Below are 13,460 nucleotides of genomic sequence, written 5' to 3'. Positions count from 1 at the left end.
AATGCTCTACATTTGCACTCTTTCGCAGCTAAAAATTATACAATAGAACGTTCGTTCTTTGGTTTTTCTGCTCGTCAGTTCTTGTCGATACTCTCCAACAAAAGTAGACAGCAGGGGCCTTATGGCCCCAATCATCAGGCTTCAGCTTTTTTAGGAAAGAGTTTCCCTTTTAGCCAAACCAGAGGCAACAACAAGATAAACCAGAACTTTTTCAAGAAAACGAGTGCGATTGCGAAAAAGCCGGTCTTGGCGAGGACTTTGCCGGCAATCAAGCCGCCAATACCATAGGCCGCCACATTGTCTATTTCAGGGTCAAACTCACTGTATTTATGCCCGGCATCGAAGCTTGCCATGGCTAGTACGGTATCTCTCGCCAAATTCACTTCTTCGAGTTGGTTCATACTCGCGATGAAGTTCATTTCTAAATAACCTTGCCTTCCTAACGCTCGTACATTGTAGTTCAGTGTGTTTTGCGGGCTATCGCCAAACTTGAGTTCTTTTGCCCAATACAATTTATGAGAACCAACGTCGTAATATGGCTTTTCCGCCCAGCCAACGAGTTGAATTGGCTCGTAGCCCTGTTCAGCCCGCCATTCGTTGGCGTCAAGCGTATCTTGCTGCATATCTTGCAATAGATCGTCATAATTGATGTCTTGTGCATCTTCGTCTGATACATAGCCGTCATCAACGTATTGCAGTGTCACGCCCCATGAAGCAGCGTCTAATACGGAGTACTGTTTAGGAAACAACATACCCAACATCAACGGCCCTTCTGGGTTACCCCAGGCCTCTTCGAGCACGCGTTTTGTATCTTGTGGGGATAAATAATAGTAATCGTCAGGCACGTTTAATGACGCTTTACCCCCAGGCAATTTCACGTCACCAGAGATTGGCGTTAATGACTCGGTAAAACTCTGTGCCCAAGCCAAGTATTCTTGCTCTTCAACCTGCTCTGGCGTTAAAGCTACTGGCGCTTCTGACTCACTTGATGTGTCGTTTGTAGTTTGAGCAAAAACCGTTGAAGAGAATAGGATTGTCGGCGCTAATAGCGCACTCGCAAGATGCATTTTCATGCTACGTTCCTTGTAATATCGTTATTGTTATTGACGCCACAGTTGTGTGCGCGTGTAGTGAATACCGCTAAAGTATCACACCATAGCGGTATTGATTAGGGTATTACGGCTGAAGCTAGCCTTTTTTGTCTGTCACAACCAACCAAATTGCGTGAATTACACCTGGCAGCCCACCCAACAAAGTCAAAATGATGTTTAGAAAGAAGTGTAAGCTCAAACCAACTTGCAGAAATGCGCCAATTGGTGGTAAGAAAATCGCTAGTATTAAGTTTAAGATGCTGACGTTTTTGCCTGACATGGTTATATCCTCTCACGATAAAGTTATTGTTTTAGTGCAGTGTAGGTATCGGCTTTAGTAAAAAATTCTTTGTTAGTCATTAGTCTACTTTTTCATCTTATATCAAAAAAAGAAATCGGTATATATAGTGGCCAGACCTCTAATTCGGGCGTACTATGATGAAAAAACAGCCTAGGTAATAACATGAAAAAAATAATAAAAGCCCTACTCGCCTTGGTGGTGACGTTAGTTTTAGCCTTCAGTGGATGGGTGTATTTCACCACGTTCCACCCTGATGAAATCGAAGATATTGCAATTCAAAGTTCAGCTGATGCGCCTCAATTAACACCGGGTCAGCGAGTTAAAGTATTGAGTTGGAATGTGCAGTTTATGGCAGGTAATGCCAATAACCACTTCTTCTATGATGATGGCCCGGATGGATGGCCAGACAAAGCAACCGTTGATAAGGTGACCGCCGATGTCGCGGCATTCATCGCTCAACAAAATCCAGACGTGGTGTTGTTGCAAGAGGTGGATGATTTAGCAAAAAGAACGCATATGCAGGATCAAACCCAGATGCTGCTTAACGCGCTCCCGCAGTACACCGTGCTCAATGAAACCTTTTATTGGAAAGCAGACTACCTTCCCCACCCCAATATCAAAGGCCGAGTTGGTATGAAGTTGGTGGTACTGTCGAAGTATAAAATTGATAAAGCGACGAGGGTTGCGCTGCCAGCTATAACCACTGATGACATAGTTACCCGTCAGTTCAATTTGAAACGCGCCATGCAACAAGTCCATTTACCGATTCAAGGCGGGAATGAGCTGGTATTGATCAATACCCATTTGAGTGCGTTTGCCAAAGGTAGTGACACGATGGAGCGTCAAATCGAAAAGGTCATGGCGCAAATCGAAACGCTCGGCGACAACACACCTTGGGTGATGGGTGGTGATTTCAACCTTCTGCCCAATGATGCCGCTCTTGAGGCATATACAGAGTTGCGTAGCCATTACAATGATCAAGGCACAGAACTGGTTCCACTTATTTCGGCATATCCCTCTGTGCCGGCGCTGGACGATATTAATGCCAATCCAGAACCGTGGTTCACTTACATGTCTCCTTCTGATCCAAGCCGTTCGCCAAATCGCACGATAGACTACATTTTTTATTCACCACTGGTGACAAAAACCGGCGGCGAAGTACTTCGAGGAGATGCCAAGCCGCTATCCGACCATTTACCACTCGTCATCGAGTTCACACTGTAACGAGGCTGCGTCATGTTCAAGGCAATACGTTATGTACTATTGAGCCTAGTTGCAGTGATAGCAATTGGCTTCGCTACTGTGCAGTTTTTGGCGATATCAGCCATAGACGATTTGATAGCAGAAGCAGAGACTCAGCAACGGCCCTTAACCTTGTGGTATCAGGATGGTCTTCCTGCGACCTCAACACAAACTCAGGAGCCGTTAGAAGTGATTTTTGTCGGCAATAACTGGCAAGGGTCAATTACTGTGATTGCACTGGATGGCTATCGCAAAATCGGAGTGATAGACGGCATTCCCGATAAACTCGAACGATTAAAAGCTATTCGTGAACAGTTCATTGGCCGCGTGTTTTTTTATGGGGTCCGCAATCTCGTTGGCGAAGGCCATGATCAATACGTTGATGACATGTACAGTTCGATAGATGGCAGCCGATTGATTGTTTCCCGCCCCAGTTTCGCCGATGTTGTCGCTATCGACACCCTAACCGGCGACATTATCTGGCGCTTCCCCGTTGCGGGTTTTCGATCTGACCATATGGCCTTGTCGCCAGACGGTAAATACGTGGCTGTCTCTGCGTCAACCGGAGATAGGGTTCACATCATAGACATTATGACGGGACAAGAGCACGCCAATTTCCCAAGCGGCGACTCTCCTCATGAAAACGTTTATTCAAAAGACGGCAAACACTTGTTCCATGCCAGTATTGGTAACGTATTCTCGCCCTTCGATTTTGATGGCGGCGGCTTTTTGAAAGGCAAACGCGTATTTCAAGTTGTCGACACCGAGCAGTATCACATTGTTGAACAGTTTGATATGCGAGATAAGCTTGACGCCGCTGGCTTACACGATATTAGCCCAGCGGTTCGCCCAATGGCCCACACCAGTAACGAGGACTATTTCTATTTTCAACTGTCATTCCTACATGGCTTGGTGGAATACCATCGCCCAACGGGGAAAATCACGCGAAAAATAGATTTACCTAAGGTCACGACATTACCTCGTACGCAGTATGTCAATGACTCTGCTCATCACGGTTTGGCCATCAGTGCAGATGACAATACACTGTGCGTCGCAGGTACGATGGATGACTACGCTGCAATCGTTGATATTGAGACCGAGAAATTCACCTTGCTCACAGACTTGGGTAAAAAGCCCTATTGGGTTGTTACCGACAAAACCGGTGAGCATTGCTTTGTTTCCTGGAGTGAAACGGATCAGGTTTCCGTCATTAACTACCAATCGGCAAAAGAAGTCGCGCGAATCGACGTCGGCGACCACCCGCAACGCGTAAGAGAAGGCTATCTCGTACTACCCTAATAGCGCTGCGCCACAGCGAAGAACCCGTTACGCTGTGGCCACTTCTATTCGGTATTGGTTAACGGTCGAACGAGGGGATTGCTCGAGCGTAATCTGCGTGATTGTTGAACCATGGAGAGGTAACAATGAGGTCAGCAGTCGCAGGCGTACAAGCCACCGGCACATTCCACACTGAACACAAACGCAATAATGCTTTTACGTCAGGATCGTGAGGCGCTGGGTTTAGCGGGTCCCAAAAGAAAAACAACGCGTCTAATGTGCCTTCGGCAATCATCGCACCGATTTGTTGGTCACCGCCCAGAGGGCCACTCTTTAACCGTTTCACTGACAGTCCGGTCTTGTCAGCAATCATGCCACCAGTCGTACCTGTTCCAACCAAGTCACATTGCTTCATCGCATCGATGTGCTGCTCTACCCACGTTAGCAATTCTGCTTTTTTATGGTCATGTGCAACAAGTGCAACCGTGTAATTCGCCATTTCCACTACCTGATCATGTGATTACTATCTGTACGCAGTATCTACCAATACGCAAAATCATTCAATTTATTAATTCTGGTAGCAATTGTGGCAAATCACCTCTAAATCCATGATTAACAAAAGTGTCATAATTCACCAAGTGGCCAAACCAGAATTAATTTTAAAAATAAATATACATTTTTATTGCATATTTATTCGCAAATTGTATCATTGACCACGGTTTAGACATCACCCGTGTCGTTGGGGCGTTAACGCACAGCGGATTTCTGGTGATAAATACAGGACAAACACATGAAACTCACGACTTGCCCATCTCAAAAGCAGGTTACACGTTTAAACAGTTTAGCTCTCCCCTGGGCTGGCTACACATTGTCTCTCTTGGCTCGACGACGTCGAGTATGCGAAACAATTTCAGTAGCACACTTTTTACCCGACGATTTGGGTTAGCCTGGCAATTGGCCATTTGCGAGCCAAAATACTAGGGTAAAAAGTGCTTTTTTATCTTCTTACTATTTGATTTTTACTATGCTTAACGTCTCTATTATCGGTGCCAGTGGTTACACAGGAGCACAACTCGTTCAATTGGTATGCCAACATCCCAATATGCAACTTGTGCGCGCTTTTGTTTCACAAAATAGTGCAGATGCAGGCAAACCTATTTCTGCATTGCATGGTCAACTGGCACATCAAAATCACATTACCCTAGAACCTATTAACGATAACGCGCTTGAAGATATCGCCGCAGAAATGGACTTGGTTTTTCTGGCAACACCGCACGAAGCAAGCCATGACTGGATGCCGACCTTGGTCAATAAGAATGCCAAAATCTTAGACTTGTCTGGTGCCTTCAGGCTCAAAGACAAAGACGTATTCAAGCAACACTATGGTTTTGAACACACGTCGACTGCAAGCCTAGAGCAGGCAGTATATGGTTTGGCAGAATGGAATGCCTCGGCGATAACCAATGCGTCGGTGGTTGCCGTACCTGGGTGCTACCCAACCGCATCACTGCTTGCACTAAAGCCCCTTTTTGAAGCCGGTTTGCTCAACCAAGAACATCGTCCCATTATCAACGCCACATCAGGTGTGAGTGGCGCAGGTCGAAAAGCAAGTTTAACCACCAGCTTGTGCGAAGTCAGTTTGCAAGCATACGGGGTATTGGGTCACAGACACACCCCAGAAATAGAAGCGCATTTGGGGACACCTGTTATTTTCACCCCTCATTTAGGCAACTTTAAGCGCGGAATTCTGGCCACAATAACGGTAAAAGTCGGGCAAGGCGTTACGGCTTCAGATTTTGACAGCGCTTATCGGTCGGCGTATGCCAATGCGCCATTGGTTAGGCTAAGGCAGAGCTTCCCCAAACTGGATGATGTGGTAAATACGCCGTTTTGCGACTTACATTGGAAATTAGATGAAGCATCTGGCTACGCCGTTATCACGTCTGCAATCGACAACGTGATGAAAGGCGCGGCGTCCCAAGCTATGCAATGTGCCAATCTCGCCGTTGGCCTTAACCCGCTGACTGGCTTAGTGTGGGGGCAAGACAATGCTTAAACCCGTCGTGATTAAAGTAGGCGGTGCGCTTATTGATGATAAGGTCGCAGCAAGTACTTTGTTTCAGTATATCGCCGAACTCAGTCAAACCAGAGCCGTAGTCATGGTCCATGGTGGCGGGCCTTTAGTTGAAACCTTGATGCGTGATCTCGGGTTGGCCAGCCATAAACTCAATGGGCTACGTGTTACACCCGACGAGCATATGCCTTATATCTGTGGTGCACTGGCAGGTACTGCGAATAAAAAGCTGTGTGGTGTAGCCATTTCAACAGGCCTTAATGTCGTGGGCTTATCACTGCTAGATGGTGGCATGCTGTCGTGTACTGAAACAGCACCTGAACTGGGCGCGGTAGGTACGCCTATACCAGGCAAACCAGATTTACTGGAAACCCTGTTATCGAAGGGGTATTTGCCGGTTATCAGTTCAATTGGCAGTGACGAAAATGGTCGTTTACTCAACGTCAACGCCGATACGGCTGCTACACTCATCGCTCAATTGTTAAACGCAGACTTACTTTTGCTATCAAACGTACCTGGTGTACTGGATGGCGAAATGCAAAGACTCAGCAGTCTCGATGACAATCAAATTGACACATTGAAGCGCCAAGATGTCATTAAAGATGGCATGGCGGTTAAGGTAGATGCGGCGTTAGAGGCAGCAAAAACGATGGCGCACCCCGTCACTATCGCCAGTTGGGCAGAAGATTTATCTCTTATTTTAAGTGGCCAATCCGGTACGCGGATATTGCCATAAATACAGGTTACACATAACGATGAAAAAACAAGATTTACTTACCTTTGCCAATTGGACGCCCGATGAAACACATGCGTTGTTGAGTAAAGCTGTTGAAATAAAGCAAAACCCAGCTCAATACAATCAAGTACTTGCTGGAAAATCTGTTGTTGCACTATTTGAAAAACCATCACTGAGAACCCGTGTAAGTTTTGATATCGGTATCAATAAGCTTGGCGGGCATATGGTTTACCTAGATAGTCAAGCAGGCAAATTGGCTGGACGAGAGGATGCTGTCGACGTGGCTGCCAACCTAGCGTGTTGGGCTGATGCCATTGTTGCCCGAGTGTATTCTCACGATACGCTAGAGCAATTTGCACAAACCGCCAACGTACCCGTGGTCAATGCTTTGTGTGACAAATACCATCCATGCCAAGGGCTAGCAGACTACCTAACGCTGTTTGAAACCTTTGGCAAGACACAAGGGTTAACACTTGCGTATATCGGCGATGGCAATAACGTCACACATTCACTATTGATCGTAGGGGCACTTCTTGGCTGTCACCAAGTCGTGGTTACCCCGCAAGGCCATGAGCCAGACTCCACCATTGTCGAAATGGCCAAGGCTATTGCAGAAAAAACCAATACCGAAATCACGATAACCAATGATATCGAAGATGCGAAAGGCTCTAACGTACTTTATACCGATACTTGGTTATCCATGGGCGATGATACGCCACTTGAACAAATCAAAGCGAAGTTCATGCCCTATCAAGTTAATGAAGCCATGATGGCACTCACTGGCGCATCACATGTTATGCATTGCCAGCCTGCTCATCGAGACCTTGAGATTACCGGGTCATTGATGGACAGCGATGCCTCATTACTCATGCAGCAAGCGGAAAACCGCATGCATGCACAAAACGCCATATTGGCTCACCTTTTTAATGCTTAGGAAACGAAAATGAAGAAGATAAACAAAGTTGTATTAGCCTACTCTGGCGGTTTGGACACCTCAGCCATCATTCCTTGGCTAAAAGAAAACTACGATTGTGAAGTTGTGGCATTCGCCGCTGATGTTGGCCAAGGCGACGAAGAACTCGAGGGCCTACACGAAAAGGCGATCGAGTCAGGTGCAAGTGAATGCTACATCGTAGACCTCAAAGAAGAATTTGTTAAAGAGTATATTTTCCCAACAATCAAGACAGGGGCAGTATACGAAGGTGAATACTTACTCGGCACATCAATGGCTCGCCCCGTTATTGCGAAAGCACAAGTCGAAGTGGCTAAGAAAGTAGGAGCTGACGCGCTTTGTCACGGTTGTACGGGCAAGGGAAATGACCAAGTCCGATTCGAGAGCACGTTTGCTGCCCTTGCGCCAGAACTCACAGTTATTGCACCTTGGCGAGAGTGGGATATGGTTTCGAGGGAAGACCTGCTGGCATACTTAGCCGAACGAAACATCCCAACGACGGCATCGGCAACCAAAATCTATAGCCGTGATGCGAACGCGTGGCATATTTCTCACGAGGGTGGAGAATTAGAAGATCCTTGGCAAGAACCCACTAAACAGGTGTGGACAATGACTGTCGACCCTGAAGATGCACCAGATCAAGCTGAACGCGTCACACTTAGCTTTGAACAAGGCGAGCTTACTCAAGTGAATGGTGAAACCTTGTCACCCTATCAAGCACTAGTAAAACTCAACACCATCGCAGCAGCTCACGGCGTGGGTCGTATCGATATCGTAGAAAACCGTTTGGTTGGTATGAAATCAAGAGGCTGTTACGAAACGCCAGGGGGCACAGTGTTGCTCAAAGCATACAAAGCATTGGAAACGCTCATTCTGGATAAAGCTGCCCTGAAACACCGTGAACAGTTAGGACTGGAATTCTCTCATGTAATGTATGACGGCCGTTGGTTTACAGCACTCAATGATGCATTACTTGCTGGTGCAGAGGCATTTGCTCAGAAAATCACTGGGGAAATTGTGGTTAAGCTGTATAAAGGCCAAGCAACTGTGACTCAACGTCAGTCACCAAATAGTTTGTATTCTGAAGATTTTGCCACTTTTGGTGAGGACGACGTTTACGATCAGTCACATGCCGAGGGCTTCATTCGTCTATTCAGCTTATCAAGCAGAATCGAAGCAATGAAGAAAGGAGGCTAGTCATGGCACTTTGGGGAGGTCGATTTGCTGGTGGTAGCAGTGATATGTTCCGCCAAGTCAATGATTCGTTACCATTTGATCAGGTAATGGCTGCAGAAGACATTCAAGGTTCGATTATATGGTCGAGAGCGATACACAGTGCGGGCGTACTTACTGATGACGAACAAGCGGCGCTGGAAGTATGTTTATCCGATTTAAAGCAAAAAGCTCTTGCCGGTGAATTGGATTTTGCGAATAGCAGCGAAGAGGATATTCACAGCTTTGTAGAAGCCGCACTAATTGACGAACTTGGTGATATTGGCCGTAAGCTACACACTGGCCGTAGCCGTAACGACCAAGTCGCGACTGACTTCCGTTTGTGGGTACGTACCCATTTGGAATCAATCAAATCTGATGTCACGCAAGTGATTCGTGCCTTGTTAAATACAGCGTCTCGGCATCAGCAAGCAATTATTCCTGGCTATACTCACCTGCAGCGTGCTCAACCTATTTTGTTCGCACATTGGTGTTTAGCCTACGTAGAAATGTTCAAGCGTGATGTATCTCGTATAGACGATTTATTGGTGCGTATGAACCAATGCCCGCTGGGTAGCGGCGCGCTTGCTGGAACCACCTACCCGGTTGACCGTCATCACATTGCTGAATCGCTTGGCTTTAACAACCCGTGTTTGAATAGTCTTGATGCGGTATCCGACAGAGACTTTGTACTCGAACTCTTGTTCTGTGCGAGTACCAGCATGATGCATATCTCTCGGATGGCAGAGGATCTCATTTTCTACAATTCGGGCGAAGCAGGCTTTTTGCAGCTCGGGGATGCCGTCACCTCAGGGTCATCCTTGATGCCCCAGAAGAAAAACCCAGACGCCCTTGAATTAATGCGTGGCAAATGTGGTCGTGTGTTCGGTAACTTGCAAGGACTACTGGTTACCATGAAAGGCCTGCCGTTGGCATACAACAAAGATATGCAGGAAGACAAAGAAGGTGCCATCGATAGTGTTAATCAATGGCACATCTGTTTGTGCATTGCGGTGGAAGTACTCGACAGCCTTAGTCTCAATGAAGCGCGTTGCCGAGAAGCCGCGGCGCAAGGTTACGCCAATGCAACGGAGCTGGCCGACTACCTCGTTGAAAAAGGCATTCCATTTAGAACGGGTCACGACATTTCGGGGCAAGTTGTCGTTGCAGCGCTTGAAAAAGGCTTGGCGATTGAAGATATGCCTTTGGACGAGTTACAAGCAATTTGCCCACAGATCGAAGACGATGTGTACGCAGTGTTGCAGCTCGAGTTTGGTATCAACAAGCGCAATATTTTGGGCGGTACTAGCTTTGAGACAGTAACGAAAGCCCTGTATCAAGAACTTGAGCAACTCGACAAGCTAGGTTAGGGCTCGATCATGGTGTTATCGCAAAACGACAGCATTAAACTCTTTAGAAGCAGTGCGCCGTATATCAACGCGCACCGCGGGAAAACCTTTGTGCTTATGTTCGGTGGGGAAGCCATTGAGCATCCCAATTTTCCCAACATCATTCACGATATTGCGCTGTTAAACAGTTTGGGCGTTCGCTTGGTATTAGTTCATGGTGCCCGTCCGCAAATTGATGCGCGAGTGGCGCTGCGCGACCTCGAACCGAGATTTAGTGAGAGTGTCCGCATTACTGATAAGCAGACATTAGAATGTGTAAAGGATGCCGCGGGCTCGGTGCGTTCTCAAGTCGAGGCCTTATTAACTATGGGTCTTCCCAACTCGCCTATGCATGGTGCTCAGATTCGGGTTTGTTCGGGGAATATGGTCGTCGCTAAGCCAATGGGCGTGCGTGATGGTGTCGATTATGAAAACACAGGTATGGTTCGCCGTATCGACACCACAGGCATTAATGATCACCTGAACGATGGCTCAATCGTTTTGCTTTCTCCAATGGGTTATTCGTCTACCGGCGAAGTGTTCAATCTGTCCCATGAAGATGTGGCTACCCAAGCGGCTATCGCACTTAAAGCCGACAAACTGATCGTTTTCTCCAGCAAAGACGGTATTTTCAACCAGGAAGGTAAATTGCTTCGGACCTTGGTTCGTCCAGATTTACAGAGAATGGTGAGTGACGGCGCTATTCAAACCGAAACGACAGTAGCAACCGCACTTGCCACCAGCGTAGCGGCAGGAATCCCTCGAGCGCATTGCGTGAGCTTTGTCAAAGATGGTGCGCTGTTACAAGAATTGTTTACTCGCGACGGTACGGGTTCCTTGGTGATGGAGCATCATTATGAGCAATTACGCGGTGCCACCATTGACGATGTAGGCGGGATTCTCAAACTGATTAACCCATTAGAAGAACGGGGAATATTGGTGAAACGGTCCCGCGAACGCTTAGAGAGCGAAATTAACCAATTTGTTGTTATCGTTAGAGACGGCATGATCATCGCCTGTGCTGCCTTGTACTTATATGAGGATGAGGGATTAGCAGAGTTGGCCTGTGTTGCGACCCACCCAGACTACCGTGGTAAGAATCGTGGCGAGCGGATCCTGGAGGAAGTGACACAGCGTGCAGTGAATGCTGGTATCGATAAATTATTTGTTTTAACAACCGTCACCGCACACTGGTTTCTTGAGCAAGGCTTTGAACAAGCTGATGTCAGGGCGTTACCTTCACAAAAGCAAGAGCTCTATAATTTTCAGCGTAACTCCAAGGTATTTACCCTGAATTTACGATAGTAATAATAGTGCAGAGCGCCTGCTAGGGCTCGAAGCTTCAAGGAAGCGCATTAACCAGCAGGCCCCTCTCTACCCCTTCTCTGGCCAATAGATTCTCCTGCCAATCGCAAATGTGCTTGTACTGGGCCAGATTGAGAGTATCACCTGCTTGATAGAATCGATCTAGACACAGTAACCAAGGCAGGGTTGCCATATCTGCGATTGTCATTTCCTCTCCAGCGATGTAAGCGCTGTGGCTGAGCTGATCGTTCAGCACTCCCAAAATCCGTGTCGATTCATTTTTGAATCGTTCTATCGGATAACTCAGCTCTAAACTTTGATCCGCAAAGACGGTGAAATGACCGAACTGCCCAAACATAGGGCCCAGCCCCGCCATTTGGAAGAACAACCATTGCATCGTTGCCATTCTGCCATGGACGTCTTGTGGTAAGAATTGGCCCGATTTTTCGGCTAAGTACATTAAAATCGCACCTGACTCCGACAGTATTAACGGTTCTCCATCTGGCGTATCAGTATCCACCAGCACGGGAATTTTACCGTTGGCATTCATGGCTAAAAACTCCGGCGTTTTCTGTTCACCTTCGCGAATATTAATTAAAACCGGTGTATACGCTAAGCCCATCTCCTCCAATGCAATTCCTATTTTTTGACCGTTGGGCGTGGCCATAGAATAAAGCGTCAGTGATGGTTTGGTCATTTTGCACTCCCCTAGGTGAAAGCGAACTCGTCATGTAAGCATAGATTGATATTAGTAATCTGCGCGGTGATTTGTAAAACGGCATGAGACGCTTTGGCCTTTGCTCTGCATATTGGCAACAACCTGAGCGCTTTTACGACGATACTTGTTTGTCTGCATTGCCACCCACTATCAAATACACGCCACAAAGACCAATACAATCTGGTTTATTTAACACTATTCACTATGATGAATTTACTCGAGAGTCGACTTTGCCTTACACTCACACTAACTGGTAATACCAGATTGACGTCGAGGGACAATATGAATGACAACATGACAATAACCTGTAGCGATGGACACCCTTTAGCTGCCAGTGTGTATACACCAACAACACCAATCAAAGCCGCCATAATGATTGCGCCAGCGACGGGTATCAAGCGACAGTTTTACCATAACTTTGCAAATCATTTAGCGCAGCAAGGGTATGGCGTCATTACGTTCGACAATCGCGGTATCGGCGAGTCTCAACCCGTTCCGATTAATGAAAGTGAAGCGGATTTAGTACAATGGGGGCGCCTCGATATGTCGGCGGTTCTTCGCACCCTACAAACGACCTTTCCCTCTATGTCTTATCATCTGATTGGGCACAGTGCCGGTGGCCAGCTCGTAGGTTTAATGGATAACGCTGAATCGCTAACTTCAATGTTTGCTTTTGCCAGTTCGTCTGGGCAATTGCGTAATATGGCATTTAAATCTAAGTTCAAAGCTCACTTTTTCATGAATACCTTTATACCTCTTAGCAATATGGTGTTTGGACATACTAAATCGCAGTGGCTTGGCATGGGCGAGCCACTACCTAAAAAGGTCGCGCGCCAGTGGCAAAAATGGTGCAATGGTCAAGGCTATGTCAAAACGGATTTCAATCGCGCTATCGATTCGCACTTGTACGACAAAGTCAATTTTCCCGCTCTTTGGGTTAACGCGAGCGATGATTTTATTGCATTAGATATCAACGTCGATGACATGCTCAGTGTTTACACTAAAGTGAATGCACAGCGCGTGAGCTTAGAGCCGAAGTCACTGGGGTTGAAAGACATCGGACACATGAAATTTTTCAGTCGTCAGTGCCAATCACTTTGGCCACTTGCCACTGATTGGCTAGAACAACACAGCACGGATAAAGCCCAAGCGAGTTAGTAAGC

Annotated in this window: 14 protein-coding genes; 10 read left to right on the top strand and 4 right to left on the bottom strand. The window is 46.9% G+C overall.

Annotated features, from left to right (window positions below; all coding sequences use genetic code 11):
* Window positions 1-134 precede the first annotated feature (134 nt).
* Entirely contained in the window at window positions 135-1,073 is a 939-nt protein-coding gene (locus AC27G9_RS16060) for a DUF2167 domain-containing protein (RefSeq protein ID WP_487075487.1), read from the bottom strand.
* 115 nt (window positions 1,074-1,188) lie between these two features.
* Complete coding sequence (locus AC27G9_RS16055; RefSeq protein ID WP_487075486.1) at window positions 1,189-1,371, bottom strand: YqaE/Pmp3 family membrane protein; 183 nt, start codon at window positions 1,369-1,371, stop codon at window positions 1,189-1,191.
* A 183-nt stretch (window positions 1,372-1,554) separates the two neighbouring features.
* Between AC27G9_RS16055 and AC27G9_RS16050 the strand changes: the two genes are divergently transcribed.
* Together AC27G9_RS16050 and AC27G9_RS16045 are read left to right on the top strand one after the other, a co-directional pair.
* Window positions 1,555-2,616 (top strand): endonuclease/exonuclease/phosphatase family protein, encoded by a 1,062-nt coding sequence (locus AC27G9_RS16050; RefSeq protein WP_487075485.1) that lies wholly within the window; start codon window positions 1,555-1,557, stop codon window positions 2,614-2,616.
* 12 nt (window positions 2,617-2,628) lie between these two features.
* Window positions 2,629-3,933 (top strand): YncE family protein, encoded by a 1,305-nt coding sequence (locus tag AC27G9_RS16045; protein ID WP_487075484.1) that lies wholly within the window; start codon window positions 2,629-2,631, stop codon window positions 3,931-3,933.
* Window positions 3,934-3,991: 58 nt separating this feature from the next.
* On the opposite strand, the gene AC27G9_RS16040 is transcribed toward AC27G9_RS16045, so the two are convergent.
* Window positions 3,992-4,411 (bottom strand): methylglyoxal synthase, encoded by a 420-nt coding sequence (locus tag AC27G9_RS16040; RefSeq protein WP_487075483.1) that lies wholly within the window; start codon window positions 4,409-4,411, stop codon window positions 3,992-3,994.
* 525 nt (window positions 4,412-4,936) lie between these two features.
* Here AC27G9_RS16040 and argC point away from each other — a divergent pair.
* From argC to argA, 6 genes are read left to right on the top strand one after another with little or no spacing between them, the layout of a single operon-like run.
* Window positions 4,937-5,968 (top strand): N-acetyl-gamma-glutamyl-phosphate reductase, encoded by a 1,032-nt coding sequence (gene argC, locus AC27G9_RS16035; RefSeq protein WP_487075482.1) that lies wholly within the window; start codon window positions 4,937-4,939, stop codon window positions 5,966-5,968.
* The gene (gene argB, locus AC27G9_RS16030) at window positions 5,961-6,722 is read left to right on the top strand and encodes an acetylglutamate kinase (RefSeq protein WP_487075481.1); all 762 of its coding nucleotides are present in this window, start codon (window positions 5,961-5,963) and stop codon (window positions 6,720-6,722) included. The genes argC and argB overlap by 8 nt, the downstream gene beginning before the upstream one ends.
* Window positions 6,723-6,741: 19 nt before the next feature.
* The gene (locus tag AC27G9_RS16025) at window positions 6,742-7,656 is read left to right on the top strand and encodes an ornithine carbamoyltransferase (RefSeq protein WP_487075480.1); all 915 of its coding nucleotides are present in this window, start codon (window positions 6,742-6,744) and stop codon (window positions 7,654-7,656) included.
* A gap of 9 nt (window positions 7,657-7,665) precedes the next feature.
* Window positions 7,666-8,871 carry an argininosuccinate synthase gene (locus AC27G9_RS16020; protein ID WP_487075479.1) on the top strand — a complete coding sequence of 402 codons (1,206 nt, stop codon included), beginning with the start codon at window positions 7,666-7,668 and terminating at the stop codon, window positions 8,869-8,871.
* Between the two features lie 2 nt (window positions 8,872-8,873).
* The gene (gene argH / locus AC27G9_RS16015) at window positions 8,874-10,256 is read left to right on the top strand and encodes an argininosuccinate lyase (protein WP_487075478.1); all 1,383 of its coding nucleotides are present in this window, start codon (window positions 8,874-8,876) and stop codon (window positions 10,254-10,256) included.
* A gap of 9 nt (window positions 10,257-10,265) precedes the next feature.
* Complete coding sequence (argA, locus tag AC27G9_RS16010) at window positions 10,266-11,579, top strand: amino-acid N-acetyltransferase (RefSeq protein WP_487075477.1); 1,314 nt, start codon at window positions 10,266-10,268, stop codon at window positions 11,577-11,579.
* Between the two features lie 37 nt (window positions 11,580-11,616).
* On the opposite strand, the gene AC27G9_RS16005 is transcribed toward argA, so the two are convergent.
* Window positions 11,617-12,276 (bottom strand): glutathione S-transferase N-terminal domain-containing protein, encoded by a 660-nt coding sequence (locus AC27G9_RS16005; protein ID WP_487075476.1) that lies wholly within the window; start codon window positions 12,274-12,276, stop codon window positions 11,617-11,619.
* An 83-nt stretch (window positions 12,277-12,359) separates the two neighbouring features.
* Between AC27G9_RS16005 and AC27G9_RS16000 the strand changes: the two genes are divergently transcribed.
* Window positions 12,360-12,554: a hypothetical protein gene (locus AC27G9_RS16000; RefSeq protein ID WP_487075475.1), complete on the top strand. Its 195-nt coding sequence runs from the start codon at window positions 12,360-12,362 to the stop codon at window positions 12,552-12,554.
* A gap of 37 nt (window positions 12,555-12,591) precedes the next feature.
* Complete coding sequence (locus AC27G9_RS15995) at window positions 12,592-13,455, top strand: alpha/beta hydrolase family protein (protein ID WP_487075474.1); 864 nt, start codon at window positions 12,592-12,594, stop codon at window positions 13,453-13,455.
* Window positions 13,456-13,460 lie beyond the last annotated feature (5 nt).

Source organism: Alteromonas sp. 5NS40-0096 (assembly GCF_057544385.1).
The sequence above is the reverse complement of the archived record's forward strand: the minus strand, read 5'-3'. Positions and strand labels throughout refer to the sequence as shown.

Excerpts from the sequence above, each read along its gene's own strand:
- argH (WP_487075478.1), top strand. The coding sequence starts at position 8,874 with ATGGCACTTTGGGGAGGTCGATTTGCTGGTGGTAGCAGTGATATGTTC.
- argA (WP_487075477.1), top strand. The coding sequence starts at position 10,266 with ATGGTGTTATCGCAAAACGACAGCATTAAACTCTTTAGAAGCAGTGCG.
- AC27G9_RS16055 (WP_487075486.1), bottom strand. The coding sequence starts at position 1,371 with ATGTCAGGCAAAAACGTCAGCATCTTAAACTTAATACTAGCGATTTTC.
- AC27G9_RS16000 (WP_487075475.1), top strand. The coding sequence starts at position 12,360 with ATGAGACGCTTTGGCCTTTGCTCTGCATATTGGCAACAACCTGAGCGC.
- AC27G9_RS16040 (WP_487075483.1), bottom strand. The coding sequence starts at position 4,411 with ATGGCGAATTACACGGTTGCACTTGTTGCACATGACCATAAAAAAGCA.
- argC (WP_487075482.1), top strand. The coding sequence starts at position 4,937 with ATGCTTAACGTCTCTATTATCGGTGCCAGTGGTTACACAGGAGCACAA.
- AC27G9_RS16045 (WP_487075484.1), top strand. The coding sequence starts at position 2,629 with ATGTTCAAGGCAATACGTTATGTACTATTGAGCCTAGTTGCAGTGATA.
- AC27G9_RS16025 (WP_487075480.1), top strand. The coding sequence starts at position 6,742 with ATGAAAAAACAAGATTTACTTACCTTTGCCAATTGGACGCCCGATGAA.
- AC27G9_RS16060 (WP_487075487.1), bottom strand. The coding sequence starts at position 1,073 with ATGAAAATGCATCTTGCGAGTGCGCTATTAGCGCCGACAATCCTATTC.
- AC27G9_RS16005 (WP_487075476.1), bottom strand. The coding sequence starts at position 12,276 with ATGACCAAACCATCACTGACGCTTTATTCTATGGCCACGCCCAACGGT.
- AC27G9_RS16050 (WP_487075485.1), top strand. The coding sequence starts at position 1,555 with ATGAAAAAAATAATAAAAGCCCTACTCGCCTTGGTGGTGACGTTAGTT.
- argB (WP_487075481.1), top strand. The coding sequence starts at position 5,961 with ATGCTTAAACCCGTCGTGATTAAAGTAGGCGGTGCGCTTATTGATGAT.
- AC27G9_RS15995 (WP_487075474.1), top strand. The coding sequence starts at position 12,592 with ATGACAATAACCTGTAGCGATGGACACCCTTTAGCTGCCAGTGTGTAT.
- AC27G9_RS16020 (WP_487075479.1), top strand. The coding sequence starts at position 7,666 with ATGAAGAAGATAAACAAAGTTGTATTAGCCTACTCTGGCGGTTTGGAC.